This is a genomic window from Kitasatospora sp. NPDC001527, assembly GCF_040298605.1.
Taxonomy (GTDB): domain Bacteria; phylum Actinomycetota; class Actinomycetes; order Streptomycetales; family Streptomycetaceae; genus Kitasatospora.
The window spans coordinates 1-26,635 of sequence record NZ_JBEPAM010000065.1; the positions used below are offsets into that span (position 1 = coordinate 1).

The 26,635-nt window shown below is 75.7% G+C and carries 29 protein-coding genes; 14 read left to right on the forward strand and 15 right to left on the reverse strand.

The features are described from left to right. The coding region (locus ABT238_RS35045; protein ID WP_350804594.1) for a carbohydrate-binding protein at positions 1 to 565 on the forward strand (565 nt) is incomplete at its 5' end. A gap of 420 nt (positions 566 to 985) precedes the next feature. Here the strand turns inward: ABT238_RS35045 and ABT238_RS35050 are convergent. After that, the gene (locus ABT238_RS35050) at positions 986 to 1,927 is read right to left on the reverse strand and encodes a GlxA family transcriptional regulator (protein WP_350804598.1); all 942 of its coding nucleotides are present in this window, start codon (positions 1,925 to 1,927) and stop codon (positions 986 to 988) included. A 71-nt stretch (positions 1,928 to 1,998) separates the two neighbouring features. On the opposite strand from ABT238_RS35050, the gene ABT238_RS35055 reads away from it, so the two are divergent. Further along, positions 1,999 to 2,631: an HD domain-containing protein gene (locus tag ABT238_RS35055; RefSeq protein WP_350572532.1), complete on the forward strand. Its 633-nt coding sequence runs from the start codon at positions 1,999 to 2,001 to the stop codon at positions 2,629 to 2,631. A gap of 102 nt (positions 2,632 to 2,733) precedes the next feature. After that, positions 2,734 to 3,108 (forward strand): hypothetical protein, encoded by a 375-nt coding sequence (locus ABT238_RS35060; RefSeq protein WP_350572531.1) that lies wholly within the window; start codon positions 2,734 to 2,736, stop codon positions 3,106 to 3,108. A gap of 52 nt (positions 3,109 to 3,160) precedes the next feature. On the opposite strand, the gene ABT238_RS35065 is transcribed toward ABT238_RS35060, so the two are convergent. After that, positions 3,161 to 3,994, reverse strand: a complete 834-nt coding sequence (locus ABT238_RS35065; protein WP_350804607.1) for a DUF4232 domain-containing protein — start codon at positions 3,992 to 3,994, stop codon at positions 3,161 to 3,163. 248 nt (positions 3,995 to 4,242) lie between these two features. Here ABT238_RS35065 and ABT238_RS35070 point away from each other — a divergent pair, with 248 nt between their 5' ends. After that, positions 4,243 to 5,061, forward strand: coding sequence for a hypothetical protein (locus ABT238_RS35070; RefSeq protein ID WP_350804611.1), 819 nt, complete (start codon positions 4,243 to 4,245; stop codon positions 5,059 to 5,061). 24 nt (positions 5,062 to 5,085) lie between these two features. Here the strand turns inward: ABT238_RS35070 and ABT238_RS35075 are convergent, their stop codons facing one another. Beyond that, positions 5,086 to 5,886 (reverse strand): DUF4253 domain-containing protein, encoded by an 801-nt coding sequence (locus ABT238_RS35075; protein ID WP_350571458.1) that lies wholly within the window; start codon positions 5,884 to 5,886, stop codon positions 5,086 to 5,088. Between the two features lie 55 nt (positions 5,887 to 5,941). Beyond that, a complete protein-coding gene (locus ABT238_RS35080) occupies positions 5,942 to 6,169 on the reverse strand; it encodes a DUF6458 family protein (protein ID WP_350571456.1) in 228 nt (75 codons plus the stop codon). A gap of 499 nt (positions 6,170 to 6,668) precedes the next feature. Here ABT238_RS35080 and ABT238_RS35085 point away from each other — a divergent pair, with 499 nt between their 5' ends. The 3 genes from ABT238_RS35085 to ABT238_RS35095 all read left to right on the forward strand — a co-directional run bounded on the left by ABT238_RS35085 (position 6,669) and on the right by ABT238_RS35095 (position 8,943). Beyond that, positions 6,669 to 6,875 carry a hypothetical protein gene (locus tag ABT238_RS35085; RefSeq protein WP_350571454.1) on the forward strand — a complete coding sequence of 69 codons (207 nt, stop codon included), beginning with the start codon at positions 6,669 to 6,671 and terminating at the stop codon, positions 6,873 to 6,875. Positions 6,876 to 6,994: 119 nt separating this feature from the next. Then, a complete protein-coding gene (locus ABT238_RS35090) occupies positions 6,995 to 7,660 on the forward strand; it encodes a GPP34 family phosphoprotein (RefSeq protein ID WP_350571453.1) in 666 nt (221 codons plus the stop codon). A gap of 224 nt (positions 7,661 to 7,884) precedes the next feature. After that, positions 7,885 to 8,943 (forward strand): methyltransferase, encoded by a 1,059-nt coding sequence (locus ABT238_RS35095; RefSeq protein WP_350571452.1) that lies wholly within the window; start codon positions 7,885 to 7,887, stop codon positions 8,941 to 8,943. Positions 8,944 to 8,962: 19 nt separating this feature from the next. Here the strand turns inward: ABT238_RS35095 and ABT238_RS35100 are convergent, their stop codons facing one another. Next, complete coding sequence (locus ABT238_RS35100; protein ID WP_350571450.1) at positions 8,963 to 9,778, reverse strand: SAM-dependent methyltransferase; 816 nt, start codon at positions 9,776 to 9,778, stop codon at positions 8,963 to 8,965. Between the two features lie 53 nt (positions 9,779 to 9,831). Here ABT238_RS35100 and ABT238_RS35105 point away from each other — a divergent pair, with 53 nt between their 5' ends. Then, positions 9,832 to 10,245 carry a MarR family winged helix-turn-helix transcriptional regulator gene (locus ABT238_RS35105; protein ID WP_350571448.1) on the forward strand — a complete coding sequence of 138 codons (414 nt, stop codon included), beginning with the start codon at positions 9,832 to 9,834 and terminating at the stop codon, positions 10,243 to 10,245. Positions 10,246 to 10,346: 101 nt separating this feature from the next. Here the strand turns inward: ABT238_RS35105 and ABT238_RS35110 are convergent, their stop codons facing one another. Together ABT238_RS35110 and ABT238_RS35115 are read right to left on the reverse strand one after the other, a co-directional pair. Further along, complete coding sequence (locus ABT238_RS35110) at positions 10,347 to 11,684, reverse strand: hypothetical protein (protein ID WP_350804627.1); 1,338 nt, start codon at positions 11,682 to 11,684, stop codon at positions 10,347 to 10,349. A gap of 188 nt (positions 11,685 to 11,872) precedes the next feature. Next, a complete protein-coding gene (locus tag ABT238_RS35115) occupies positions 11,873 to 12,475 on the reverse strand; it encodes a hypothetical protein (protein ID WP_350571445.1) in 603 nt (200 codons plus the stop codon). A 181-nt stretch (positions 12,476 to 12,656) separates the two neighbouring features. Between ABT238_RS35115 and ABT238_RS35120 the strand changes: the two genes are divergently transcribed. Next, positions 12,657 to 13,469: a nucleotidyltransferase domain-containing protein gene (locus ABT238_RS35120; RefSeq protein WP_350804632.1), complete on the forward strand. Its 813-nt coding sequence runs from the start codon at positions 12,657 to 12,659 to the stop codon at positions 13,467 to 13,469. A gap of 540 nt (positions 13,470 to 14,009) precedes the next feature. Here ABT238_RS35120 and ABT238_RS35125 read toward each other — a convergent pair. Then, positions 14,010 to 15,020 carry a polysaccharide deacetylase family protein gene (locus ABT238_RS35125; RefSeq protein WP_350804638.1) on the reverse strand — a complete coding sequence of 337 codons (1,011 nt, stop codon included), beginning with the start codon at positions 15,018 to 15,020 and terminating at the stop codon, positions 14,010 to 14,012. Between the two features lie 313 nt (positions 15,021 to 15,333). On the opposite strand from ABT238_RS35125, the gene ABT238_RS35130 reads away from it, so the two are divergent. After that, the gene (locus tag ABT238_RS35130) at positions 15,334 to 16,152 is read left to right on the forward strand and encodes a methyltransferase domain-containing protein (RefSeq protein ID WP_350571438.1); all 819 of its coding nucleotides are present in this window, start codon (positions 15,334 to 15,336) and stop codon (positions 16,150 to 16,152) included. A gap of 53 nt (positions 16,153 to 16,205) precedes the next feature. Then, complete coding sequence (locus ABT238_RS35135) at positions 16,206 to 17,429, forward strand: benzoate/H(+) symporter BenE family transporter (protein ID WP_350571436.1); 1,224 nt, start codon at positions 16,206 to 16,208, stop codon at positions 17,427 to 17,429. Positions 17,430 to 17,435: 6 nt separating this feature from the next. Here the strand turns inward: ABT238_RS35135 and ABT238_RS35140 are convergent, their stop codons facing one another. The 3 genes from ABT238_RS35140 to ABT238_RS35150 all read right to left on the reverse strand — a co-directional run bounded on the left by ABT238_RS35140 (position 17,436) and on the right by ABT238_RS35150 (position 19,934). Next, complete coding sequence (locus ABT238_RS35140; RefSeq protein WP_350571434.1) at positions 17,436 to 19,046, reverse strand: MFS transporter; 1,611 nt, start codon at positions 19,044 to 19,046, stop codon at positions 17,436 to 17,438. Positions 19,047 to 19,094: 48 nt separating this feature from the next. Further along, complete coding sequence (locus ABT238_RS35145; protein ID WP_350571433.1) at positions 19,095 to 19,382, reverse strand: SHOCT domain-containing protein; 288 nt, start codon at positions 19,380 to 19,382, stop codon at positions 19,095 to 19,097. Between the two features lie 81 nt (positions 19,383 to 19,463). Continuing rightward, positions 19,464 to 19,934 (reverse strand): DUF6325 family protein, encoded by a 471-nt coding sequence (locus ABT238_RS35150; protein ID WP_350804655.1) that lies wholly within the window; start codon positions 19,932 to 19,934, stop codon positions 19,464 to 19,466. 330 nt (positions 19,935 to 20,264) lie between these two features. On the opposite strand from ABT238_RS35150, the gene ABT238_RS35155 reads away from it, so the two are divergent. Beyond that, entirely contained in the window at positions 20,265 to 21,674 is a 1,410-nt protein-coding gene (locus ABT238_RS35155) for a hypothetical protein (protein ID WP_350571430.1), read from the forward strand. A 59-nt stretch (positions 21,675 to 21,733) separates the two neighbouring features. On the opposite strand, the gene ABT238_RS35160 is transcribed toward ABT238_RS35155, so the two are convergent. Both ABT238_RS35160 and ABT238_RS35165 read right to left on the reverse strand, forming a co-directional pair. Beyond that, positions 21,734 to 22,135 carry an SHOCT domain-containing protein gene (locus ABT238_RS35160; protein WP_350571428.1) on the reverse strand — a complete coding sequence of 134 codons (402 nt, stop codon included), beginning with the start codon at positions 22,133 to 22,135 and terminating at the stop codon, positions 21,734 to 21,736. A 158-nt stretch (positions 22,136 to 22,293) separates the two neighbouring features. Further along, positions 22,294 to 22,479, reverse strand: a complete 186-nt coding sequence (locus ABT238_RS35165) for a hydrophobic protein (RefSeq protein WP_502884388.1) — start codon at positions 22,477 to 22,479, stop codon at positions 22,294 to 22,296. Positions 22,480 to 22,627: 148 nt separating this feature from the next. Here ABT238_RS35165 and ABT238_RS35170 point away from each other — a divergent pair, with 148 nt between their 5' ends. Continuing rightward, positions 22,628 to 23,521: an SGNH/GDSL hydrolase family protein gene (locus tag ABT238_RS35170; protein WP_350571427.1), complete on the forward strand. Its 894-nt coding sequence runs from the start codon at positions 22,628 to 22,630 to the stop codon at positions 23,519 to 23,521. Between the two features lie 13 nt (positions 23,522 to 23,534). Here the strand turns inward: ABT238_RS35170 and ABT238_RS35175 are convergent, their stop codons facing one another. Continuing rightward, positions 23,535 to 24,923 (reverse strand): pyridoxal phosphate-dependent decarboxylase family protein, encoded by a 1,389-nt coding sequence (locus ABT238_RS35175; RefSeq protein ID WP_350804666.1) that lies wholly within the window; start codon positions 24,921 to 24,923, stop codon positions 23,535 to 23,537. A 125-nt stretch (positions 24,924 to 25,048) separates the two neighbouring features. Then, the gene (locus ABT238_RS35180; protein WP_350571424.1) at positions 25,049 to 25,630 is read right to left on the reverse strand and encodes a suppressor of fused domain protein; all 582 of its coding nucleotides are present in this window, start codon (positions 25,628 to 25,630) and stop codon (positions 25,049 to 25,051) included. A 184-nt stretch (positions 25,631 to 25,814) separates the two neighbouring features. Between ABT238_RS35180 and ABT238_RS35185 the strand changes: the two genes are divergently transcribed. Continuing rightward, entirely contained in the window at positions 25,815 to 26,618 is an 804-nt protein-coding gene (locus ABT238_RS35185) for a leucine-rich repeat domain-containing protein (RefSeq protein ID WP_350804673.1), read from the forward strand. Positions 26,619 to 26,635: the final 17 nt, after the last annotated feature.

Here is a 26,635-nt window from a genome sequence, read left to right on the forward strand (position 1 = left end):
CAAGAACCTCGACCCCACCTGCAACCTCTTCAACCGCACCAAGGCCGCCTGGGACGCCGTCAGCGTCCCCGCCCAGACCGGCGACCCGACCTGCACGAACAACGGCGGCGACGACTTCTCGCTGGCGCTGACCCCGTCGTCCGGCTCGGTCCAGCCCGGCGCCTCGACCACGGCGACCGTCAACACCGCCGTCGTCTCGGGCACCGCGCAGACCGTCGCGCTGACCGCCTCGGGCCTCCCGGCCGGCGTCACCGCGAGCTTCAGCCCGTCGTCGGTCCAGGCCGGCTCCTCGGCGACCCTGACCCTGGCGGCCTCCTCCACGGCCGCGACCGGGACCTACCAGGTCACCGTCACCGGCACCGCCGGCGCCACCGTCCACACCAGCCAGTTCAGCCTGACGGTCGGCACCGGCAACCCCGGCGGCGGCAGCTGGGCCGTCGGCACCACCTACAAGGCGGGCGACGTCGTGACCTACAACGGGGTCAGCTACCGCTGCCTCCAGGGCCACACCGCCCTGACCGGCTGGGAGCCGCCGAACGTCCCGGCGCTCTGGCAGGCCGTGTGACCGGGAGACCCTGACGCCCGGTGAAACCCGCCGTGCCGCGGTCCGTCGAGGGGACGGACCGCGGCACGGCCGTTTCCGGAGCCGGGGTGGATGCCCCAGTCGTCGACGTCCAGGCACTGGCCGGTCAGGCCGGGCAAGGGGGAGGAGCTGGGGAACCGGGCGTTGTTGAAGCGCTGGCGGCCGCCGCTCGCCGGCACGTTCCGGGCCGGGGAGAGGCTGTTGTCGCACGGGAGCCGGACGACCTGCTGCCCCGGGCCCCGGAAGCCGTCGACGCACGTGCCGTCGGCCGTGGGGCTGAGGCTGGTCAGCTGTAGCTGCGGACGAAGGTGGGGGATGCCGCCCCGCTCGCCACCGGGCTCGCCGCGAGGGTGCCGGCGGACACCGGGCACCGGCCGCCGGGGCGGTGCGGGCGCGGCGGCGTCAGGCGCGGAAGGTGCTCCGGTAGTCCGTCGGGGAGGTGCCGACGTGGCGGTGGAAGGCCGCCCGGAAGGCGGCGGGGCTGCCCAGGCCGCTGAGCCGGGCGATCTGTTCGACGGGCGCCGCGGTGGTCTCCAGCAGCTCGCGCGCCCAGTCGATGCGGGCGGCGGTCAGCCAGGCCATCGGCGAGGTGTCGGTCTCCTGCTGGAAGCGCCGGATGAAGGTCCGGCGGGACATGTGGGCGCGGCGGGCCAGGTCGTCCACGCTGTGGCGCTGCGCGAGGTTGTCGAGCATCCAGGCGCGGACCGGGGCGAGTTCCACGCCGTGCGCGGCCGGACGGAGGCGCTCGATGAACTGCGCCTGGCCGCCGGGGCGCTGGGGAGGGGCGACGAGCGCCCGGGCCCGGTCGTTGGCGGCCGCGGCGCCGTGGTCGCGCCGGATGACGTGCAGGCACAGGTCGATGCCGGCGGTCACCCCCGCCGAGGTGAGGATGTCGCCGTCGTCGACGAAGAGCTGGTTCGGGCGGACGTCGATCCGGGGGTGCAGGCGCTGCAGCGCGGCGGCGTCCCGCCAGTGGGTCGTCGCGGGGCGCCCGTCCAGCAGCCCCGTGGCCGCCAGCGCGAACGCCCCGGTGCAGATCGACACCAGCCGCGCCCCGCGGGCGTGCGCCGAGCGGATCGCCGCCAGCGCGGCGGCGGGGGGCGGGGCCTGCGGGTCCACGTAGCCGGGGACGACCACGGTGTCCGCGTCCAGCACCGCCTCCAGCCCGGCGGGTGCGGTGACGGTGAACCCGCCGCTGTGGACCGGCCCGGCCGCCGGGTCGGCGCAGACCGTGACCCGGTAGTGCGGGTCCGGGCCGAAGGCCTGCACTGGTATGCCGAGGTCGAGCGGGAGGACCCCGGGGAGCGCCAGCACCGCGATCCGGTGCGGTTCCGTCGTCGCCATGGCACGATCCTAGCGGCACCCGGCCTGCGTGCCACTGTCGGGGGCGGACGCGGGATTCGTAGCCTGCGGCCATGGACTTCTCACTCGACCTGCCGACCGGCCCGCTGGCCGAAGCCGTACTCCGCGCCGCACGGACCTCCGAGTCCCCGCCGGTGGCCCATCACAGCGTGCGCAGCTTCCTGTTCGCCCAGCTCATCGCCGCCCACGAAGGCTGCCTGGAGGACGCCGCGTACGACCGTGACCTGCTGTTCGCCGCGACCGTGCTGCACGACCTGGGCGCGGGCGACCTGGCGCCGGGCGCGGCCCGCTTCGAGGTCGAGGGCGCCGACCTGGCGGCGGACCTGCTGCGGCGGCACGACGTCGCCGAGGCGGACGTCGACCGCGTGTGGGAGGCGATCGCCCTGCACACCTCGCCCGGGATCGCCGAGCGGCGCGGCCTGCTCTGCTACCTCACCCGCTCGGGCGTGGGCGCCGACTTCGGGCGCAACGCCGAGATCGTCGCCCCGTGGGAGAAGCGGATCCACGCCGCCTATCCGCGGCTGTCCATGGTCCGCTCCCTCGTCGACGCGATCGTGGAACGGGCCGCGCGCTCGGAGGACGCCGCTCCCCGCTACTCCCTCGGCGGCGAGCTGCTGCGCGAACGCCGGGCCGGGGGCCTGACCGAACTGGAGCGCGCGGCGGCCTCCTGCCCGTGGGGCGAATGAGCGCGGGCGCGAGCGCCGGGTACCGTGACCTGCGGCGCCGGTGAGGTGCCCGGCCGACGGAGGCCGGGCCGGCGGCACCGACACAGGGGAGGCGGAGTACGGATGACTCTGGAGGCAGGCGGTCGCGTCCGTCTCGTCGAGGACCTCGGGATCGGTGAGGCGTTCACCCGGGAGTCCGGGGCCGCCGCCGGGTTCCTCGCGCTCGGCGCCGGGATCGAGGGCACCGTGGAGCGGGTGCACGGCGAACTCCCCCCGAGCCACGAGGTCGGCGAGTACCAGCGGCTCAAGGCGCTCTTCGAGGACTACGGCCACACCATGCCGGCGGCCAGCCGTGAGCGGCTGGAGGCGGAGGTCGCCGCGCTGGAACCGCAGTGGGCCGCGCACCTGGAGCGGGGCCGGCAGGTGACGGTCCGGGTCCGCTGGGACAACGGCTTCGTCCTCGACGAGGTGCGGCAGGACGTCCTCGCCGCGCTGTGACGCCGGCCCTGCCCGCCGCGCGGGAAGGGCCCGGCCGCGGACCGCGCGGAGCTCAGGGCCGCTGGTCCGCGGTGGCCGCGCTGGCGGCGGCGTCCGCGACGGTGGCCCGGTACAGGCCGAGCCTGGGCGCCAGCACCTTCGCGCCGGAGCCGAGCGGGACGTTGCGGGTCTCCGCGGTGGGCATGTGGTCGCCGTCGGCCAGGACGTTGAGCTGGTCGATGCCGGGGACGGTGCCGGTGCTCGCGCCACCGGGGTTGAGGTCGATCACCGCGTACGCGGTCCTTCCGGCGCCGACCGGGTAGGCGGGGGCGCCGCCGAGCCCGCCGGGGACCAGCGGCTTCACGTCCTTGCCACGGTCGGTGGCGCGCGAGTCGCCGAGGCTGACCAGCGGGTAGTAGCCGAGGCCGCAGGCGTGCGGGCCCTGGTTGCGCACCTCGATCACCCGCTGGGTCGCCGCCTCGGGGCGGGTGGTCACCCGGACCGTCAGGTCCTTGCTCTCGCACGGGTGGCCGTAGGCGTAGGCGTCGCCGTCGGCCGGGCCGCCCGCTCCCCCGGCGGCGGTCGGCGGCGTGCTCGCGGACGGCTGGGCGGCGGCCGGCGCCGGTGCGGCGGGCTTCGACGCCGCCGGATTCGCGGCGGCGGCGCCCGGGGAAGCGGCGGCAGCGGGAGCAGCGGTCGTCGGGGCGCCGGCCGCCGGGGCGGGCGCGCCGGCCGCCGGGGCGGGCGCGCCGGCCGCCGGGGCGGGCGCGCCGGCCGCCGGCGTGGAAGCCGAGGTGTGCTCCACCGGCTGCGGGCCCCCGGTCAGCCCGTCGGGCCCGCAGGCGGTCAGGGCTAGGGCGGCACCGGCGAGCGCGGCCGGGACGAAGAGGGTACGGCGAATGGACATGACGGATCCCCGTAGGAGCGAAGGGCTGCTGGAAGAGGGCGGTCTGCGCCGCGGTGGGCGCCCCGCCGGGCAGTACTCTGACCCGCCGTCCGTCCCACCCGCCACCCCCTCCGGCCGATCCGGCACGCTGGAACGATTTCACCCCCTCCGACCTGTGGAAACGTGCGAGCCTGGAACGGCGGGGCGGAACGTTCCAGGGGCAGCGGAATTCGGTGGCGGCCCGGCCCGGGGTCGGCCAGGGTGGGCCCATGGCCGATCGTGCGAACTTTGTCGTGGTCCGCGAGGACGGCGCGTACGAGCTGTACCTCTCCCGGTTCGGTGCCGTGGGGATCGACCTCGACCTGCTGGCCGGGCCGGTACGGACGCTCTCGACGCTCCGCCACATGAGCGCGGACGGCTGGTGGCTGGACGACGTGCTCTGCCAGGGGGCGGCACTCGTCGACCTGCGCCGGAGGGTCCTGCTGCTGTTCGCCCTGGAGGGGCCGAGCACCGTGCTGCGCCACCGCGCCGCGGCCCTGGAGCTGCTGCGGCGGGCCTGGGCGGGCTGGGAGGTGCGCTGGGCGTACGACGGCAACGCGGAGTTGCGGGCCCACCTGGGGCTGGACCCGGAGTTCGTCCGCGACCGTGGGTGCGCGGCGCTGGCGGGGGCGTTGCTGGCACCCGAGGACGAGGAGTTCACGGACCCGGAGCCGATGGTCGCGGTGGCGACGGTCGGACCGGACCGCTGCCACGTGGTGGCGAACACCGGTGACCACCCGGTCCGGGAAGGGGTCGCGCTGCTCGACCGGCTGGCGGCCGCCCCGGAGCACGGGGTGTGCCGGGTGGCGGCCGAGGCCGGGATCCATGTCGATCCGCTGCGGCGCCAGGTGGGGTGGTGGACGCTCGGAGCTGTGCCGGAGGCGTACGGGACGCCTCGCCGGTGGCCCGGGTGGACGGTCGTGTTCTGGCAGGACCGCTGGGAGGAGCACGTCCGGGCGGCCGGTGGGCGGTTCCGGCCGCCGGCGGTCGACCGCGAGCGGGCGTCGGCCGAGGTCAGGGCCGCCGCCGGGGCCCGGCGGCGGCCCTGATCCGGCCGGTGGTGGGCGGGCCGGTCAGTCCCACCAGAACGACCACCGCCGGGCGGCGATCAGCTGCTCGGCGTAGGCGGTGAGGGTCTCGGCGCCCTGGAGGACCTGGTCGGGGCAGAGCGCCATGTGCTCGGCGGCGATCGGGAGTGCCTCGTCGAGCGTGGCGGGCGGCACCGGGACGCTCAGCTCCAGGGTGCTGAAGCCCGCTTCGACCACCTGAGCGCCGAAGCGGCGTTCCCAGTCGGCGAGCACGGCGGCGATCTTCGCGCTGTCGTTCTCGTGGTTGACCGGGCCGCTCCAGCCGCACGCCGCCAGGGCCTCGGCGCCGCTGCCCGCCCGGACCAGGCCGAGGCGGACGTTGCGTCCGATCTGCAGCACCTCGGCGAGATCGCGGGCCTCGGTGTCGGCGGCGCCGCCGGCGAGCACGGTGGCCGGGGCGAGGCCGGGCCAGGCCGAGCCGTAGGGCGCCAGGATGTCGGACCCGCCGGCCTCGTCCTCGTCGGCGGCGCACTCCGCCCACCAGCCGCTCAACAGGGCGGCCGGGTCGTGCTCGGCGAGCTCGGAGGCCTCGTCCGGGAAGAGTTCGCCGGACAGCCACGGGCGGACCTCGGGGCCGTCGTCCAACGGGCTGAGCAGCAACGGCCACAGGCCGCTCTGCGGGTGCAGACGGTGGAGCCGGCCCCACAGCACGGGCGGGGCGAGGTCGTCACTCACCCACATCAGCGCCTGGTGCCCCTCCCCCTCGTCACCGGCGACCAGGCGTCCGGACGGCAGATCGACGGGGAGAGCGGAGACGGCGTGGGCCAGGTCGGGGGACTCGATCATGCGGACACCGTAGACGCGCGGTCCGACACTCGCCGTCGAGGGCCATGACCGGAGGTCAAAGGATGTCCCGGCGGCGCTCCTCGACGATGACCTCGTCGACCGCACGCCCTCCGAGGTGGCGCCGCCGGCCCAGCACCTTCGCGTAGACCACGACCCCGATGAAGCCGGCCGTCATGAGGACGACGCCGACCACGGTCAGGTTGACGCCGGAGACGTGCCAGTCCACGCCGAACGCGAGGACCGCTCCGATCGCGAACAGGATGATGCAGCCACCCAGGCCCATGGTTTCCCTCCGTCGTCGAGTCCGGCCCCGCCGTCGTCGGCGGGCCGCTCCGCCGTCTACCCCGGTTCACCGGGGCGATGCCCGCCGGTTGCGGCCGGACCGGGAGGTCCGGGGCCGGGACGTCCGGGGCCGGGACGTCCGGGGCCGGATGCACCGGGAGCGGGGGGGCGGGCCGGGGGGGACACGGCCCGGCAGCCCGATTCGTGCCCGGCTGCCACCACGCGGGCGGCCCGCCGGTGTCCGGGACCCACCACCGCGAGGGCCCCGGACACCCCGGGCGGAGCCACCACTCGCCGGGATACGGCGGGCGGCGGCGCGCGGAACCCACGGGGGGAGGTGGACCAGTGCGCCGGCCGCCCACGACCGCCGGGTACCCCCGTTCACCGGACCCATGCACCGGACCGTGCATCAGGACCGTGGCCGGGGCCGGCGGGCTCCGCCGGTCGCCCGGTCGGCGCAGTACGCTGGACGATCGGTGTACTCCGGACGGGAGGCGACAGTGGCGACGACGACTCGGCCGAACCGTGAACTGCACACGATGGGCGAACTGTTCGCGCCGCCGGGCGAGCCGGGGCCGCCCGAGGTGCGGGCCCGGGCGCGGAGGGCGGTGGCGGCGCGGGCCCGGGACGCCGAGGACTGCCGGCTGCTGCTGGACGCCCTGGGGCTGCTCGAACACGCGGCGCCCGCCGAGGAGGGCGGCCCGTGACCCACCGCCCGGCGCGGTGCGGCGGCGGGCCGGCCCGGGCGGGGTGGTCCCGTGGGTGGAGGCGGTGTGGTCCTGCGGGTTGACGGGTGCGCGGCACCGGGCGCCGTATCGTCGGTGGTATGAGCCGAGGACTTCAGCAGGCCGCCTATCTGCTGGCTTTCGACACCCGGGCACAGCACCCGCAGGACCGCGCCCGGGCCGGGTTCCTGGTGCGGGCCGCCGCGCTGGCCGAGCTCGCCGAACGGGGCGCGGTCGCCGAGGACGGGCGGGGCCGGGTGCGGGTGGTGGAGGCCGGGACCACCGGGGACGCGCTGCTGGACGCGCTGCTCGCCGAGGTCGGCTGCGCGCCGCGCAGTTGGAAGGCGTGGATCAGGCGCGGCCGCGAGGACACCCTGGAGGCCGTGGAGGAGCGGCTAGCGGTGCTCGGCGTGCTGACGGTGGCGGACCGCGACCCCTACGGGGCGGTGGTGCCGCGACGGCCGGTGGTGGTGGACGACCCGCGCGAGGCGCTGGACCTGCAGGCGCGGGTGGCCGGGCTGGTGCGCGGTGACGGTCCGCCCGCCGGGGCGCCGTTCGCCGACCTGGTGCTGGCGGTCCTGGCCGCCCACGGGCACCTGCGCCTGGTGCTCCCCCGGCACGACCGCAGGGCCCGGTCCGAGCGGATCGCCGCGCTCACCGACGAGCTCGCGGCGCGGCTCGCCGACCGGGCCCCGGGCCTGGTGCGGGCGATGGCGGGGCTGAACCTGACCATGGTCGCCGCCCAGGGCGGGATGGGCGGCGGCTGAACACCCGGCCGGACGCTCGACGGCCGTTCGGATGCCCGATGGACGTCCAGATGTTCGAGAGCGAGGTCGGCCACCGCGAGGGCCGACTCCGGCAACACGGGCCCACCGCCCCGGAAGCGCGGCGTCCGGTGTGCGAAGGGACGGGACCCCGGTGCGGCGGGCTTCGCGGCGGGCGGCGGTGGGCAGGGTCCCGGGCGGACGCAGGCCGCGAGGAGGAGGACGGGATGAGCCAGGACGAGAGCGTGCGGACGGCGGGTACCGGGGGCGGCGGCGAGGAGGACGCCCTGCGGCGATCGGCCGCCTTCCTCGTCGACGAGGCCCTCGGTTTCCTCTTCCCCGCCGCCCTGCGGGCCGCCGCCGACGTCGGGGTGGCCGACCACCTGGCGAACGGCCCGGCCGCGCCCGCCGAACTCGCCGCGGCGACCGGCACCGACGCCCGCAACCTCCACCGGGTACTGCGGCTGCTCGCCACCCGCGGTGTGGTGGCGGAGGACGAGCAGGGCCGCTTCACGCTCACCGAGGCCGGGCAGGCGCTGCGCGGCGACGTCCCGTACTCGGTGCGCACGGCCGTCCAGATGCTCACCGACCGCACCATGTGGCGGCCGGCCGGGGAGCTGACGCACTGTCTGACCGAGGGCACCACCGCGTTCGAGAACATCTTCGGCATGCCGTTCTTCGACCACTTCGCCAAGGACGAGCGGACCGCCGCCGTCTTCCACGTCGGCATGGCGGCGATGTCCGACCAGGAGAACGCGCCCATCGCCGCCGCCTACGGGTTCCCGCCGGACGGCACGGTGGTGGACATCGGCGGCGGCCACGGCGGCCTGCTGCTGGAGGTGCTGCGCCGCAACCCGGGCCTGGAGGGCGTCCTGTACGACCGCTCCCACGTCCTCGCCGGGAACCGGCTGGGCGCGCACCCGGAGATCGCGGGCCGCTGGACGGCGCGGGAGGGCGACTTCTTCACCGCCGTGCCCGCCGGCGACGTCCTGATGCTCAAGCGGATCACGCACGACTGGGACGACGAGGCGTGCGTGACCCTGCTCGGCCACTGTGCCCGGGCGCTGCGCCCGGGCGGCCGGGTGCTGGTGCTGGACGCCGTGGTCCCCCCGGGCAACGCGCCCCACCAGTCCAAGGACCTGGATCTGATGATGATGGCGTCGCTGACCGGCCGCGAGCGCACCGAGGCCGACTTCGCGGAGCTCTTCGCGCGGGCCGGCCTGCGGCTGTCCCGGGTGATCCCGGCGCCGGCCGTGCTGTCGGTGGTGGAGGCGGTCGCGGCCTGAGCGGGACGGCGCCGGGCGCTCAGCCCCGGCCCCGGGTGCGCCGGACCGCTTCGAGGAAGCCCGCGGTCGAGGGGCTCGGCAGGGGGCGGGCGTACCGCCGGGCGAGCGTGTCCAGGGCGGTCGGCTCCGTGGTCCAGCCGTGTCCGTCGAGCCACTCCCGGGTGCCGGGGCCGAGGCCGCCGCGCCACAGGTCAGTGAGGTGGGCGAGCGAGGGCTCGTACGGCGTGGCGGTCACGTCCCGGCCCTGCTCCAGCAGCAGGCGGCTGCCCGGCGCGGCGAGGGCGGCGACCGCGGTGAGCAGTCCGGCCGCATCCTCGGGCGCGAGGTAGACCAGCAGCCCCTCGGCCAGCCAGGCCGAGGGACGTGCGGGGTCGAACCCGGCGTCGACCAGGCGGTCGGGCCAGTGCGGCTCCAGCAGGTCGGCGGGCAGGACGGTGCGCCGGCTCCTCGGCTCGGCGGCGAGGGCCGCGAGGACCTGCTCCTTGAAGGCCAGCACCGGGCCCAGGTCGAGTTCGAACACGCGGGTGCCGACCGGCCAGTCGAGCCGGTGGGCGCGGGTGTCGAGGCCGGCCGCGAGCAGCACGATCTGGTCGGCGCCGGCGGCCAGCAGACGGTCGTCGTAGAAGCGGGTGCGCAGGACGCCGTGCGCGACCAGGGTCCTGGCGAGGCCGCTGTCCGGGCCGGAGGCGGGCAGCGGCACGTCGGCCGCGGCGGCGAACGCGGCGGCGTACGGGTCGACGAAGAGCGGGTCGGGGCGGGAGCTCTCGTAGGCCCGCACCAGGGCGACGGACAGGGCGGTGCGGGAGACCGGGCTCAGCGGTTCGGGGGTCGTCATGGCCGGCAACATACATCGCCACCGATGCATCTGTGAAGATGTATTCTACCGGCATGGACGGCGTGCAACTCCTCAGACTCGGCAAGCGGTTGACCGATCTCGGCCGCGACATGATCATCGACCCGGCCTCGGCGCACCTCACCCCCGGCGAGATCGCCGTGGTCGCCGACGTGTACCGCCATCCGGCGACCTCCGCCCGGGAGATCCAGGCCCGGACCGGCTTCGCGCAGAGCCATGTCTCGGTCTCCGTCGGCCGGCTGCGCGAGCGCGGACTGCTGGACGCCGCCGACGACCCGCAGGACGGGCGGCGCACCCTGCTGACCGTCTCCGACTGGGCCCGGCAGACCATTCGCGAGCACGTCGCCCGGCCCGCGGAGCCGGTCATCGCCAAGGCCGTCCCGGATCCGGACCGGGCCCGCCGGGTCACCGAACTCCTCGACGAGCTCGCCGCCCTGCTGCTGCCCTGACGCCCCGCAACCGACCCGCGACAAGTCCGGGCACGCGTGTCACCCGGCCGCCGGGGAGGCGACCGGGTGACACATGTGCGGGTGGATCAGGTGCGGGTGGATCAGTCCCCGGCGGGGCGGCGGCGCGAGACCACGACGAGCGCCGCGCCGGCGGCGACGGCCGCGGCGGCGGCGCCGGCCTCCCAGCCCAGGCCGTCGGCGCCGGTGGCGGCGAGCTGGCCGGAGCGGGCGACGGTGTCGGCGGTGGTGCCCGTGGTGGCCGCCCGGGCGGTGGTGCCACCGGTGGTCGTGGTGCGGTCCGCGGCCTGGACCGCCGCCGGGGCGGCCGGGGCGGTGGCGGTGGGCTGCGGCGCCGGGGTGGTCCGCGGCTGCTCGGTCGGGCGGTCGGTGGGCCGCTCGGTGGGCTGCCCGGTGGGCTTCGGGGCGGCCGCGTCGACGGCGCGGGCGGCGGCCCAGCCCTGCTCCAGGAAGGCCAGCACGGCCTGGTCGTCGCCCTCCAGAGCGGCGAGCGCGGCCTTCCTGACGGCCGGTCCGCCGTTCTCGGCGATCTGCGACACCTTCACCCGGTTGTCGCTCACGCGCGCCGCCGCCAGCCCGGACTCCAGGAAGCGGCGCCGGCCGGCGGCGTCGCCCTCGAGCGCCTTCTGGGCGGCGCTGCGGGCGTGCGGGCCGGTCTGCGGGTCGGCGAGGACGCGCTCGATCTCGGCCCGGTCGTCCTCGGCGCGGGCCGCGTACTGGCCCTCCTTGAGGAACTTGACGATGTCCGCGTAGGTGCCGGAGAGCGCGGCGCTCGCGGCCCGCTGCAGGGCCGGACCGGCCGTCCCGAGCATCCGGGTGACCTCGACGCGGTCGTCGTCGGCCCGCACCTTGGGGAGTTCGACCTCGAAGAAGTGGCGCAGTGCCGCGGGCGTGTTGATCCGCAGGGCCTTCTCGCCGGCCTCCTTCACGCCCCGGCCGGTCTGCGGCCGGCCGAGGAGCCGCACCAGCTCCAGGCGGTCGTCGGTGGCCTGGGCCTGGTAGCGGCCTTCCTTGAGGAACGCGACCAGGCCCTCGTAGGAGCCGCCGCGCAGGGCCGCCTTGGCGGCCTCCTTCACGGCCTCGCCACCGGTGGCGAGGAACTTGGTGACCTCGACACGGCAGTCGATGTACCGGGCGTCGTGGAGACCGACCTCCAGGAAGTGCCGCAGGTCGGCGGCCGTTCCGGCGAGGGCCTTCTCGGCGGCCTCGCGCACGGACACGCCGCTCTCCTTGTCCGCGAGGATCTTCTGGACCTCCGCGCGGTCGAGCTCCTCCTGGGTCGGCTCGCCCTCGGAGACGGTGTCGGACCCGGAGACCCCGGCGGGCTGGGGGGCGTCCGCGGCGAGGGCCGTCGACGGGAAGAGAACGGCAGGGGTGAGGACCGCGGCCGCGACGACGGCGGACACCCGGGGAAGCTTCATCCGGCAGAACCTGCTCTGTGCGAAGAGTCTGTGAACGCACAAATCATAGATCCATCCGGATGCTTGTCACACCGGTTTGATGATCAGTCCGATAGTGCCCGCCATGGTGCTTTTGACGCGGTTGGGGGCGGTGGCGGCCGACGTGTCACCGATGTCCGGGCCGGCGGTCGGCCCGGGCCGCCACCGGCTCAGGCCGCCTTGAGGCGGTACATCGTGGCCTTGTCGCTCGGGCTCGTGCCGTAGCTGCAGTCGTGGCTCAGGGCGGTGCCGTAGGAGCTCCAGCCGTTCGGCACCGAGCACGCCCACAGGCCGTCGACCGGGGTGCGCAGGCGGTAGGCGGGCCTGGTCGTGCCCGGGGCGAGGCTGCACTGGGAGAGGTTGGTGACGAGGTCATGGACGAAGCCGCTCGCCGTGACGCAGGAGACCAGCCCGTCGGCCGGCACCCGCAGCCGGTAGGAGGCCGACGAACTGCCCGGCGCCATGCTGCAGTTGCCGCTCATGGTGGTGCTTTCGTAGACGAAGCCGCTCGCCCTGACGCAGGAGACCAGTCCGTCGACCGGGGTCCGCAGGTGGTACAGGGGCGTGGTGCCGCACGAGGAGGAGGAGACGATCTGGTCGTAGACGTAGCCGGCCGGCACGGAACAGGACCAGGTGTTGTCCAGACCGGTCACGGTGGCGGCGGCCTCCGGGGCGGCGGCGAGCGCCGGCACCAGGGCGGCGGAGGCCGCCAGCACGGCACCGGCGGCGGCGCGGACGGAACGGGCACGGTCGGCGGAACGGGAAGCGGTCATCGTCTCACTCCTCCAGCTCGGCGCCGCACTTCGGCGCACGACCGTCCTTCTACCAGTCCCTCCGAGGGGCGCGGGGGCCGCTCCGGCGCGACCGGTCCGCCGCGTCCACCGCTCGTCCAGTCGGCCCCTACGCCGGAGCCGTCGCGGCCCGGCCGCCCGGCGCGGCGGGCAGACTGGGCCCGTGAACGACGATGACATCGACGGCGACGAGGAGCGGCGGCGGGTTCCCGCCGAGCTGCGCGGATACCTGGAGGAGCTCGTCCGCCGGGTGCGGGCGGTGTGCGGGGCACGCGTGGTGAGCGTGGTGACCGTCGGATCGGTGGCGCTCGGGGACTACCGGCACGGCCGCAGCGACGTGGACGTGGTGGTGGTCCTTGAACCGGACCTGCCGGGCTCGGCGCTGACGGAGCTGGCCCGGGAACTCGCCCACCCCCGCCTGCCGTGTCCGGCGGCCGGGCTGGAGCTGGTGGTGTACGGCGCGGACGTCGCCGCGAGCACCTCGGGCGGTGCGGGGTTCCTGCTGAACCTCAACACCGGCCCGCTGCTGGCGGAGCGGGCGGACCGGAACCCCACCGGGGCGGCGGCCTTCTGGTTCGTCATCGACCGCTCGATCGCCCACCGCGCCGGGGTCACCCTGTGGGGCGCACCGGCGCGGCGGGCGATCGCGGAGCCCGCGCCCGCCGGGGTGTTCGCCGCGCTGCGGGCCGCCGTGCGCGAGCACGCCGACGGGGCGGGCCACCTGGCGGACAACCGGGTGCTCAACGGCTGCCGGGCGGTGGTCTTCTGCCGCACCGGCCGGTGGCGGGCCAAGCGGGCGGCGGCCCGGGAGACCGCCGCCGCCGAGCCCGGCTTCCGGCCGCTGCTGGAGGCCGCGCTGCGCAGCTTCGAGCGGCCGCGCTCGGCCGCCGACGCGCTGCCCGCCGCCGAGGTACGGGCGTTCCTGGCCTGGGCGGGCGAGCGCGTCGAGGAGGCCGCCGCGGCGGCCGGCGGGTGAGGCCGCCGGCTCAGACCTGCCGGGTACAGCCGCTGCGGGTACAGAACTCCTGGGCAGCAGGGCGTTGTTCTCGTCGTACATCGCGACGTAGACCCGCTGGACGCCGCCGGCGACCGCGATCCGCAGCGAGGCGCTGAGGGGCTGGTTCGCCCCGCCCGCGTACGCCCACGGGCTGCAGACGGTGGCCGACTCCGCGCCGCCGTTCACCCCCACGACGCAGACCCGGCGGGCGCCGCTCGCCGCGTGGACGGCCCCGGTCACGGAGGCGGTGTAGCCGTCGGTGAAGTGGATCGTTCCCGAGGTCGTGCTGTTGCCGTAGGCCATGCCGAAGGGCATGTCCACGTCGTTCACGGTGGCCTGCGCCGGCGCGGCGAAACCGATGGCCGCCGTCGCGGCCGCGGCCAGCACCATCAGGGGCTTGCGCATGACTCTTCCTCTCCGTCGGACGAACAGGGTGCGAACAGGAGCTTCCGCCATGCTAGTTTCGCGGCCGGCCGTGAACACGTCATGGCGCGCCCACGGGGAAGTCTTGAAGGATCCTCAGCCCGGTCCGGGGCGACCGGTGGCGGCCAGGAGGGTGTCGAGGTCCACGATCCGGTAGCCGCGGTCGCGCAGGCCCGTGATGACGGCGGGCAGCGCGGCGACGGTCTGGGAGCGGTCGCCGCCGCCGTCGTGCAGCAGGATCACCGAGCCGGGGCGGACCCGGCCCAGGACGCGCTCGGCGATGGCCGCCGGACCGGGCCGCGACCAGTCCTTGGCGTCGACGTCCCAGAGCACCGTGATGAGCCCCAGGGCGTCGACCGTGCGCAGGAGTTGCGGGCTGCGCCCGCCGTACGGGGGGCGCAGCCAGCGGACCTGGCGGTCGTCGCCGCAGGCCTCGGCGAGCACCTCGCGGGTGCGGCCGAGCTGCAGGGCGAGTCCGTTCGGGCCCAGGTCGGGCAGGTAGGCGTGGGACCAGGTGTGGTTGCCGAGGGTCCGGCCCGCCCGCGCGATCCGGCGCACCACGCCGGGGTGGGCCAGGGCGTTCAGGCCGATGCAGAAGAACGCGGCCGGGGCGTCGTGGCGCTCCAGCACGTCCAGCACCTGCGGGGTGAACTCCGGATGCGGGCCGTCGTCGAAGGTCAGCGCCACCAGCGGCCCGGCGCCGTCACCGCCCGCCAGCATCCGTCCCGCGCACACGAGTTGCCGCTCCACCGGGGCGCTCGCCCGGTCCGCCGCCGCGATCTCCTCCTCGCGCCCGCTCATCGTCCACCCCCCGGAGGGCAGGGCGGCCAGGGCCCCGGGGCGGGAGCGGCCGAGGTCGGCGAGCGCCTCCGCGGTGGCTCCGCCGTCGGCCAGGACCGGCGGATCGGCGCGGAGCACCGGGATCCCGGCGGCCGCGAGGGGCGCGTCCAGGAGGCCGTTGGCGCTGTCCACGACCACGGTGAGGCCCTCGGGGGTCCGGTCCGCGAGTTCGGCCAGCCGGGCCACCGGTCGTCCCCAGTCGCAGCGTTCGAGCACCTCGACGCCGCCCGGCCCGGCGATCCGGTAGCCCTCACGCGTCACTTCCACACCCGCGAACCGCACCGTGCTGCCCCTCCCTGGGAACGACTCCCCCCGCAACGACTTCCCCGGGCCTCGCTTCCCCGGCCGAACGCGGCCGGCGGACGGCCCACGGGCACCACACGGCCCCGTCCCCACAGGCGTTCCCGACGGCGGGCTGCCCAGATCATACGGACGACCGGCCTCCAGGACGATAGGAAGGGATGGAATGATCGGCACGACAAGAACGGTTCGTACCAGGCGGGTTGGGACGGCGACGGACGCGCGACGCGGCCGCGGCGCCGCCGGGGCGGAGGCGGGTGACCTCCCTAGAGTGGACGCCATGACCGGTCCCCGCCCGACCTCCGCCTTCCACGCCGCCAACGCCGACCCCGCGCTCACCGACCGCCTGGTCGCCGCGCTGGACGCCCAGGCCGCCGCCCCCGGCGTGCGGCGGCTGCGGGCGTGGGCGCACGAGCGGCTGGCCGCGGCCCCCGGCGAGCGGGCCCTCGACGTCGGGTGCGGCACCGGCTCGGAGACCCAGGTGCTCGCCGCCGCGGTCGGCCCGCACGGCACCGCGATCGGCCTCGAACCGCACCCGGGGCTGCGCGCCCTCGCCGAGCGGCGCGCGGCCGGCGCCGGCAGCCCGGCCCGGTTCCGGGACGGCGACGCGCTCGCGCTGCCGTTCCCGGACGCGGAGCTGGACGCGGTCCGCTGCGAGCGCGTCCTGCAGCACCTGACCGACCCCGCGCGGGCCGTCGCCGAGATCGCCCGGGTGCTGCGCCCGGGCGGCCGCGTCGCCCTGCTGGACACCGACTGGGCCACCTTCCTCCTCCACCCGGCCTCCCCCGGGGCCCGGACCGCGCTGGCCACGGTCACCCAGGCGGCCGCCGCCGCCCCGGACGCCGGGCGCCGCCTCGCCGACTGGCTGGTGTCGGCCGGTCTGGAGGTCGACGCGGTCGGCTCGGACGTCCTGCTGCACGACCGCCGGTCCGTCACCTGGCCCCTGATCCGGCATCTCGGCGCGACCGCCGTGGCACAGGGCCTGCTCACCGACGCCCGGCGGGACGAGCTCTACGAGGACCTGGCGGCCGCCGCCGAACGGGGCGCCTTCCACCTGTCGGTGACCATGTTCGCCGCCGTCGCCCACCGGCCCGGCTAGGTCCGCCACGGGCGGCGGGTTGGGCCGCCGGCGTACTTCGGGATACTGCCCGGATGACAGATGAACTGACGGTCGGACCGCGCACGGCGCCGGTCGGGGACGGGGAGCGTCGGACCCTGCGGCGCGACGTGTCGGCGCCGGCGCTCCTGGCGGGGCTGGTGTGCGTCGCGGTGTCCTTCTCGGGACCGCTGGTGGTGGTGCTCGCGGCGGCCGCCGCGGGGCGGCTGGACCCGGCGCACACCGCCTCCTGGATCTGGGCGGTGGCGATCGGCAGCGGGGTCAGCGGCTTCGCGCTGAGCTGGTGGACGCGCACCCCGGTGGTCACCGCCTGGTCGACCCCGGGGGCCGCGCTGCTGGTCACCAGCCTCGGCGACTACCCCTACCGGGAGGCGGTCGGGGCGTTCCTGGTGAGCGCGGCGGCGGTGACGCTGTTCGGGGTGACCGGCTGGTTCGGCCGGCTGATCGCGGCGGTGCCGGTCGGCATCGTGAACGCGATGCTGGCGGGCATCCTGTTCTCCTTCGGCGCCGGGATCTTCGGCGCCGTGCACGGCGCGCCGCTGCTGGTGGTGGGCAGCTTCGCGGCCTTCCTGCTGGCCAAGCGGTTCGCGCCCCGGTACGCCGTGCTGCTGGCGCTGCTGGTCGGCGGCGTGCTGGCCGCTCTCTCCGTCGGGCTGCCGCTGCGCCTCGGGGCCGGCGGGCCGACCGTGCCCGTGCTGACGGCGCCGGCGTTCTCCTGGTCCGCCCTGGTGGGACTGGCGCTGCCGCTCGCGATCGTCACACTGGCCTCGCAGAACGCGCCCGGCCTCGGGGTGCTGCGGGCCTTCGGCTATCCGGCGGACGACCGGCTGCTGATCGGGACGACGGGGGCGGTGTCGGTGCTGGTGGCGCCGTTCGGCTCGCCCGGGGTGAACCTGGCGGCGATCACGGCGGCGATCTGCTCGGGCCCGGAGGCCCATCCGGACCCGCGCCGCCGGTACGTGGCGGGGATGTCCTCGGGCCTGCTGTACGTGCTGGTGGGCAGCTTCGGCGGGGTGCTGGTGAGCCTGTTCACCGGGCTGCCGAAGGAACTGGTCGCGGTGATCGCCGGGGTGGCGCTGCTGGCCTCGCTGCAGGGCAGCCTGGCGGCGGCGGTCGCCGAGGAGCGCGGGCGGGACGCGGCGGTGGTGACCTTCCTGGCGAGCGCGTCGGGGATGACCCTGTTCGGCATCGGCTCGGCGTTCTGGGGCCTGCTGTTCGGGCTCGGCACCCATCTGGCGCTGGACCACCGCAGGGACTGAGCGGGCCTACTCCGCGGCGCCCGGCCCGCCGCGCCGCTCGGCGGGCGGGCGCGCGGAGGGGAGCCGGCGGGTGAACAGCAGGGCACCGGCGGTGATGCCCGTGCACGCCAGGACCGCGACCTTGAGCCCGGCGATCTGGGCGTCCCGGTAGCTCTCCACCAGGGCCGAGGCCTCCTCCGGCGGCACCGCGGGCTGCGCGGCCAGTGCCGTCGCCACGTCGTCGGCGGGCACGAAGGACACGCCCGCCTCCACCCGGACGCCGGCCTGCTCGGCGACGGCGGCCGAGACCCGCGGGTCGCTCTCGATCCTGGTGGTGACGGAACTCGCGAGGGCGCCGATCAGGATCGCGCCGATCAGCGCCGTCCCGAGCGAGGAGCCGAGGTTCTGGGCGGTGTACTGCAGGCCGCCGGCCTCGCTGCGCTCCTCCTGGCGCACGGCGGACTGCACCGTGTTGCCCAGTTGGGAGGCGAGCATCCCCATGCCGACGCCGAGCAGCGCCATCGCCCCAGCGAACGAGGCGCCGCGCAGCTCCGGTCCGATCGCCGCGATCAGCCACAGCGTGGCGGCCACCAGGACCAGCAGCCCGGTCCGGGCGATCGTGCGGGGCGAGGCGACGCGCAGCAGCAGGGAGCCGGACATCGAGGCCGCGAGCATGGTGACGGACACCGGCAGCAGCCGCAGGCCGGTCTCGAAGGCGTCCAGGCCCTGGACGACCTGCAGGTAGAGCGGGATGACGAAGAACAGGCCCAGCAGGACGGTGTTCTGGTTGAACAGGGTCACCAGCCCCGCGCGCAGCGTCCGGTTGTCGAACAGCGCGAGCGGGACCAGCGGGTCCAGGCCCTTGTCCTCCCGTCGGCGCGTGTGGACGCAGAACGCGTAGACCAGCGCGCCGCCGAGGGCCACGGCGAACAGCGTCGGGGCGAACCCGAGCACGGTGAACGGCGGGTTGCGCGGCTTCACCCAGCCCCAGGTGCCGCTCTGCAGCACGGCCAGCACGATCACGGCCAGGCCCGAGGCCGACAGCGCGACGCCCGCCAGGTCGAGCCTCGGCCGCCGGGCCGGCGGCGGCTGCCCCGGCACCCAGCCCATCAGGAGGAGGATCAGCACGACCAGGACCACCTCGCCGGCGAACACCAGCCGCCAGGTGAGGTAGGTGGTGACCCAGCCGCCGAGCAGCGGTCCGACCGCGATGCCCGCGCCCGCGAGGCCGCCGATCACGCCGTAGGCCACCGCCCGGTCGCGTCCGTGGTACGAGCCGGCCACCAGCGCGGCCAGGGCGGGCAGGACCAGGGCGGCGCCGAGGCCCTCGATGACCGACCAGCCGAGGGCGAGCACGGCCACGGTCGGCGCCACCGCGGTCAGCCCCGAGCCGACCGCGTACACCATCAGCCCGATCACGAAGACGCGGCGGCGTCCGTACATGTCGCCGATCCGGCCGCCGGTCAGCATGAACGCGGCCATCACCAGGGTGTAGAGGGTGATGACGGCCTGGATGGCGGTGACCTCGGTGTCGAAGTCCTCCACCAGCTGGCTGATCGACACGTTCATCACCGAGGCGTCGAGCACCATGAGGAACTGGGCCGTCCCGAGCACGACCAAGGGCTTCCAGCGATTCACCGCACCTCCCGCTCGTCGGCCGTGGACGGCACCGTCCCCGGTTCCCGGTCAGCTGCCGAGGATCCGCGCCTTCTGCGCGGCGAACTCCTCCTCGGTAAGGACGCCCTGCTCCTTGAGCGAGGCGAGGTCCTTGAGCTGGTCGAGCTTCTCCTCCATGGTCGCGGCGGCGGGCTGCGCCGGAGCCGGCGGCGGGGGCGCGGGCTCGGCGTAGACGGTCTGCTGGGCCTCCTGCTGCGCCCAGCGGCCGGCCTGGCGGCGTGAGACGCGGTTGGAGACGGCGGTGGCGGTTCCGGCGACGACCGCGGTACGGGCGACGCCGCGAAGCAGTCCGGGCATGGCTTCCTGCCTTGGGGTTCGGGGGTTCGGGGGTGAAGGGCTGAGGGGGTGAGGGGCTCGCGGTGCGGGCCGGGCGCGGGGTCAGCCCGGGGCGTCGAGCCGTTCGAGCGAGTCCAGCACCTCCAGGAGGTCCTCCAGCGGGACGCGCCCGCCGGCGACGATGCGGGCGTCCTCCCGGCGCAGCGCGTTGGCCAGCGGCGCCGCCCAGCGGTTCTCGTAGAGGAGGACGGCGGCGGAGTCGCCCGGTTCCAGGAGCGCGCCGGCCTCGGCGACGTCGGGCTCGCCGAGCACGCCCGAGGAGGCGCCCTCGAAGACGGTCAGGTCGAGGCGGCCGTCACCGGTCACGTCGGCCAGCTCGACGGCCGTCACCGTGCCGTCCTGGTCCTTGCGGACGAAGGTCAGGTCGAGGATCCGGATGATGTCGCGGTCGACGAGGTCGACGAGCAGGGGTAGCCCCTCGCCGGTGAGGTGGCTTCCGGGGAACGCGATGACCAGGTAGTCGATGGGGCCCGGCTCGTCGAGTTCGCCGCGGGTGTCGGGTTCGCTGCTCACGTCGGCTCCTGCGGGGAGAGGAGGGCCGGCCGACGGCGTCGGCCGGGAGCCGGCCACGGACGCTGTCGTGAGGCCGACCCTCGGCGACGCTAACCCGGCGGACCCGCCCTCCGGCTCACCTGTTCGGGGTGACCCGGGCGGTCCGGGCCGCTTTCGCGGGCAGCGCTCCCGGGCGACGCTCCGGGGGGCGTTCCGGGGACGTTCCTCACCCCTCTGGGGCAACTCTGCTCGCCGTCCGCGCGGCCTGGCCCTTGGCTGGTGTGGACGGCGCCCCGTCCCCCCGGGCTCCGCCGTTCCGCCCCGGACCGCCCAGAACGAGGAGCTGCCCGCATGCCACCGGCCGAGCCCAGCACGCCGCAGCCCGACCGTCCGGAGCCCGGCCGCCCCGAGCCCGGCCGCCCGTCGAAGGACGAGCTGGAGGCGCTCCACCACCGGGTCGCCCAGCTGGAGGCCGAGGCCGGGCGCCGGCCGCGGCACCACCGGCTGCGCACCACCGGGGCGACCGTCCTGGTGATCGTGGCCTCCCTGCTGTCGCTGCTCGCGGTCATCGCCGTCTGGGCCCACGACGAGATCACCGACACCGACCGGTTCGTCGCCACGATGGCCCCGCTGGCGCACGATCCCGATGTGCAGAACGCGCTCGCCAACCGCGTCACCGACGCCGCGACGGAGCAGATCGACGTCAAGTCGCTGGTCAACGAGCTCTCCCAGGCCGCCGCCGAGCAGGGCGTGCCGCCCCGGATCGCCCAGTTGCTGGGCGGGCTGACCGGCCCCCTGGAGGGGGCGCTGACCAACCTGGTCCACGGCGCGGCCGAGCGGGTGGTCACCAGCGAGGCCTTCGCCACGGTGTGGGAGGAGGCCGTGCGGGCCGCGCACGGCACCATGGTCAAGGCCCTCACCGGCCAGGGCGGCGGCGCGGTGGAGCTGAAGAACGACGAGGTCGTGATCGACATCGGGCCGATGGTGGAGCGGGTCAAGACGGCGCTGGTCGACGCCGGCTTCACGCCCGCGGCCAGGATCCCGCAGGTGCACACCGAATTCGTGGTGTTCTCCTCCCCCGACCTCGCCAAGATCAAGGGCTGGTTCCGGCTGCTGGAGATCCTCGGCTGGTGGCTGCCGGTGATCACGGTCCTGGTCGCGGCGGCCGGTGTGTTCACCGCCTTCGACCGCCGCCGCGCGCTGGTGGGCGCCGCCGTCGGCATCGGGCTGGCCATGCTGCTGCTCGGCATCGCCCTGGCCGTCTTCCGCTCCTACTTCCTCGACCACCTGCCGGCCGACGCCTCGCAGCCCGCCGCAGCCGCCGTCTACGACGCCATCGTCGACTACCTGCGCACCGCGGTGCGGATGATCGGCTTCCTGGCCGTGGTGGTCGCCCTCGGCGCGTTCTTCATCGGGCCCTCGCGCGCCGCCGTGACGGTCCGGTCGGTGGCCGGGCACGGGGTCGCGGCGCTGCGCGCGTCCGCCGACTCGGCGGGCTTCCGGGCCGGACCGGTGGAGCGCTTCGTCCGCCGCTGGAAGCGCTGGCTGGGGGTGCTGATCCTGCTGGTGGCCGCCGTGCTCTTCGCGCTCTGGGACCACCCGACCGGGATGGTGGTGTTCTGGTTCGCCGTGGTCGTGCTGGCGGCCTTCGCGATCCGCGAGTTCCTCGCCCCCGCCCACCCGGTCGCCCCCGGCGGGGGCGGCGCCGCCCCGGGCACGCCCGCGCCGGCCGGCGGGTCCGCGGGGGACGCGGGCCGCTGACCGGCCGGCCTCGGGCTTCGGGTCATGGGCTTCGGGTCACGGGCTTCGGGTCACGGGCTTCAGGCCAGAACGAGCGCCTTGGCCCGCTGGTACTCCTCCTCCGTGATGGATCCGTCGCGCCGGAGCTCCGCCAGGCGGGCCAGTTCCTCGGCGGCACTGGCCGGCTTCGCCTCCGCCGCCCCGGCCGCGTCCCGCACATAGGTGCGGAACTCCGCCTCCGCCTCCTTCGCCCGTGCCATCTCGCGCATCCCCATGCCCTTGCCGCGGGCGATCAGGTAGACGAACACCCCCACGAACGGCAGCAGGATCAGGAAGACGCACCAGCCCGCCTTGCCCCAGCCGTTCACCGTGTCGTCCCGGAACAGGTCACCGAAGACCCGGAACAGGAGCATGAACCAGAGGATCCAGAGGAAGATCCACATGGTCGTGAGGAAGATGTTCAACAGCGGATAGTCGTCCATCGCCCGCCTCCGGGGGAAGTAGCCGAACCGCGCCGGGCGGCGCCGCCGCCCGTCCCCCCTCGCGACCCACGGTCACCGACCACGGCCGCGCGCGCACCACCCCGGGCGGGTGATCCCGGGCGGGCGGCAACACCGCCCGGGAGCCCGGGCCGGCGGCGCTACCAGCGGTACCACCGGCCGCGGGTGCCCGTGGAACCGGTGCCGCGGGCGACGAAGCCGAGCAGCCAGATCACGAGGACGGCGACGGCGGCCCACCAGAGGACCTTGACCGCGAAACCGAGGCCGAACAGCAGCAGGGCGAGCAGCAGGACCAGGATCAGGGCGAGCACGTGGTCTCCTCTCATCGGACGAACGCTTGACGACCCCCCGCGTGCCCCGGAAGCCGCCGGTCATGCAGGCCAGGCGGCGGCTCCCGGGCGGCGCCTGCCCGCGCCGCGCGTCACCATGGCCGTCGGCGGCGGTTTCGTGAGCGAACGACAACAGGGAGTCACCATGCGGGATCAGGCGAGCGTCGCATCGCGCGGCACCCGGCGGCTCGTGGCCGCGCTGACCACGGCGGTCATGGCGGCGGGCGCGCCGGTGGCGGCCGGCCCGGCCCGGGCGCGGGAGGGCGGCTACGCCGGCTACGTCGCGCTGGGCGACTCGTACGCGGCCTACGGGAGCGTCTCGAAGAACTACGGCACGCCCGCCGGATGCGGCCGCGCGAGGGACAACTATCCGAACGACCTCGCCGCCTCGCTGGGCGTGGCGAGCTTCGTCGACGTCACCTGCGGCGCTGCCACGACCCTGAGCATGACCGTCCCGGAAGCGGTACCGGGTGGGGTGAACCCGCCCCAGTTCGACGCGCTCAGGCCCGACACCGGTCTGGTCACGGTCACCATCGGCAACATGGACGGGCCCAACGACATCCTGCGGAGCTGCGCCGTGCTCGCCGGCACCGACCCGCAGGGCAACCCCTGCGAGCGGACCTACACGGCGAGCGGGACCGACCTGGCGGCCGCGGCGATCGACGCGGCGCGCCCGAGGATCGAGGGCGTCCTCGACGGCGTCCACGCGCGCTCCCCGCACGCGACCGTCGTCCTCGTCGGCTACCTGTCCGCGCTGCCGCCCACCACCGGCTGCTGGCCGGACGTGCCGATCGCCCGGGGAGACGTCCCCTACGTGCACGGCCTCCAGAAACGGATGAACGCGGTGCTCGGCGAGGCCGCCGCCGGCCACCGGGCGATCTTCGGAAACCCCGGCGACGTCCTCGGACACGATGCCTGCCAACCGCGGGGAGTCCGCTGGGTCGAGGGTTTCGACCCGGCCCCGGACACCAACGCGATGCACCCCAACGCCGCCGGGCAGGCCGCGGTGGCCGCGCTCATCGGGGCACTGCTGCCCTGAGCCGCGACGGGCCTCAGCCGCCGAGCTCCCGCACCGCCTTCGCCAGGGCCGCCGCGGCGCGGCGGACGTCGGACCCGGTGGTCCGCCAGTTGCTGAAGGCGGCCCGCAGGGCGGGCACGCCGTCGTAGTGGGTCGGTGTGAGGAAGGCCTCGTCGGCGACCCGGTCGGCGAGGGCGGCGAGGCGTTCGGCGGTGGGGCGCTCGGCCAGGGTGAAACAGACGACGTTCAGCCGGACCGGGGCCAGCAGCCGCAGCCCGTCGGTCCCCTCCACCGCCTCCCCCAGGGCGCGGGCACCCGCCACGCAGCCTTCGACGATCTCCCGGTGGCCGGACCGCCCGTAGGCGCGCAGGGTGAACCAGGCGGCGAGGGCGCGCAGCCGGTGGGAGTTCTCCGGGGTGAGGTGCACCAGGTCGGGGTCCGCGCCGAGCGGGCCGAGGTAGGCGGCGGCGTTGCGGAAGACCTCGGCCTGGAGGTCGGGGCGCCGGGTGAACTGGACGGCGCTGTCGTAGGGCACGTTGAGCCACTTGTGCAGGTCGACGCAGACGGAGTCGGCGAGGTCGAGGCCGGCCACCAGGTGGGCGTGCTCGGGGACCAGGGCGGCGAAGGCGCCGAACGCGGCGTCCACGTGCAGCCAGCAGCCGTGGCGGTCGCGCAGGTCGGCGAGCGCCCGCAGGTCGTCGAAGTCGGCCGTGTTGACGGTGCCCGCGTTGGCCACCAGCACGCAGGGGCCGTCGTGGTCGGCCAGCGCCCGTCCGAGGGCCGCCACGTCGACCGCCTCCCGCCCGGGCAGCACGGGCACCGGGGTCAGCGCGCCGCGGCCCAGGCCGAGCACCGCGAGCGCCTTGGCCACGCTGGAGTGCGCGCTGCCCGAGAACACCCGTACCCGGCCGAGCGCCCCGGCGCCGTCCTCGGCCACGTCCACGCCGAGGCGCTCGCCCAGCCACTGCCGGGCGATCGCCAGGCCGACCGTGTTGGACATGGTCGCGCCGCTGACGAAGGTGCCGCCGTGCGCGGCGGACAGCCCGAACAGCTCGCGCAGCCAGCCGACGGTCTCCCGCTCCAGTTGCTGGCCTGCGCCGTCGAGGGAGGAGTTGGAGTTCTGGTCGGCGGCGGCGGTGAGCCAGTCGCCGGCCAGCGCCGCCGGGGTCGCTCCCCCGGTGACGAACCCGAAGTAGCGCGGCCCGGCACCGCCCGAGAGCCTCGGCTCCCAGCGCTCGCCGAACTCGGCCAGCGCCGCCCGCAGCCCGCCGCCCCGCTCGCCCAGCGGCATCCGGGCGGGCGGGTCCGCCCTCGGGACCACCGGCCGCTCGTCCAGGGAATCCAGGAAGGCGGCCGCCCGGCTGCGGGTCTCCTCCAGCAGAGCGGGCAACTGGTCGAGGTCGGCGGCGAGTTCGGGGTGCATGACGGTTCTCTCCGGTCGGTCGGCTGTACCGTCGACGGTAGCCGCCGCCCCGCCCGCCGTCCCGGTCCAATCCACCGAGAGTGGCCTGCCCGACGCCGCCGACGGCCGGCCGCGCGGACAGTTCCTCAGACCACCGAGGCCCGGAAGGGGTCGGTGGGGACGATCGCCGCCTCGTCGAAGCGCCGCTCCAGCGCGTCGTGGCCGAACCGCCGGCGGAACCCGATCTCCGCCGCCGTGACCGGCAGGGCCCACAGGATCCGGGCGTGCCCACCCGGCACCGGGCAGTGCTCGAGGCCGGGGCCGTGGAGGTAGGGCAGGCTGATCAGCACGTGATCGCACGCCGAACCCGGCACCCACGGCTCGCCGATCGGCAGGCTGTGCTCCGGGCCGAGCCGGTGCCCGGCGCGGTGGTAGCGGGCGATCGCGGCCACGACGTCGACGAAGCGCCGGTCGCGGACGTGGGCGGTCATGACGAACTCGAGCCCGACGCCGTTCCCGGCCTGCGAAGCCGTCGCGGCCGAGCAACCTGCCGTCACATACGCCCAGCCGTCACCGCGCGGGCCGGGCCCCACGACGAGCACGCGCAGGCCGGCCGGCCCCGCTTCCGGCCCCGGGTCGGCTTCGACGGCCTTCACGCAATGCCCCTCGAAGAAGGCCCGGACATGTGACTCGACGGCCTCGACGGCCGGCGTCCTCGCAGCGCTCACCGCGCGATCATGGCAGACCGCCGCTTCGTCCGCCGGTCGGGGCGCGGATGCGAGCCGCGCCGGAACCGCCGACGGGCCATGGGCTCCACCCACAGAGGTGGCGGTGTGCCAGGGACGTCTCCTGGAGGGGACGCCCGTGGCACACCCGGGCTCCCGCCATCGAGCACATCGATAGCATGATCAGATGAGCGAGCAGCCGCAGGTGTTCTCCAACCGATGGGCCGGCGCCGGTGGGGCGGAGGGCGGGGAGGCGCCCCGTGAGCGGTGCGACTGCCTGCCCCGGGGGGCGGCCGCGCGGGGGCGGGCGACCGGGTTCCACCCGGAGCGGCAGGACACCGCGGCGCCCGGGTGGCTGAGGCTGCTCGAACTGGTCCAGGAGGCGGCTGCGGACGGGCGGGAGGTGTTCTCGCCGCTGGTGGAACTCACCGCGCGGGAGCGGCGCCAGGTCGTCACCCTGCCGCCGACCGTCGCCGGGCTCACCGCGGTGAAGCACCTGGTGCTGTACGGCAGCAACCTGGTGCGCGTCCCGCCGGAGATCGGCGCGATGACGAGTCTGGAGGAGTTCACCCCCTACACCTCGTACCGGCTGCACTGGTTCCCCTACGAGCTCACCCGGTGCCCCGGCCTGCGGCGCAGCACGGTGAGCACGCGCGCCCTGTACGGGAACGAGAAGTACCGGGCCCGGTTCCCCGGCCTGGCCGCCGCGCCGGGCGCCGCCGCGGGCCTGGACCTCACGGACCTCGACCCCGGGGTGTGGGGGGCGACGGCGATCCGGACCTGCAGCGTCTGCGACGGGCCCGTGGACGGCGCGACCCTGCGCCAGGTCTGGATCTCGCGCCGGACGTCGGGGGCCGACGTACTGCCGCTGCTGGTCAACGCCTGCTCGGCGGAGTGCGTCGACGCCCTGCCGGCCCCCGCCGAGGGCTACGTCCCCGTGCCGCACACCGGCGGGCCGGACCTGGTCCAACCGGGTTCCGACCAGGACTGACCCTCGGGGCCGGGCGG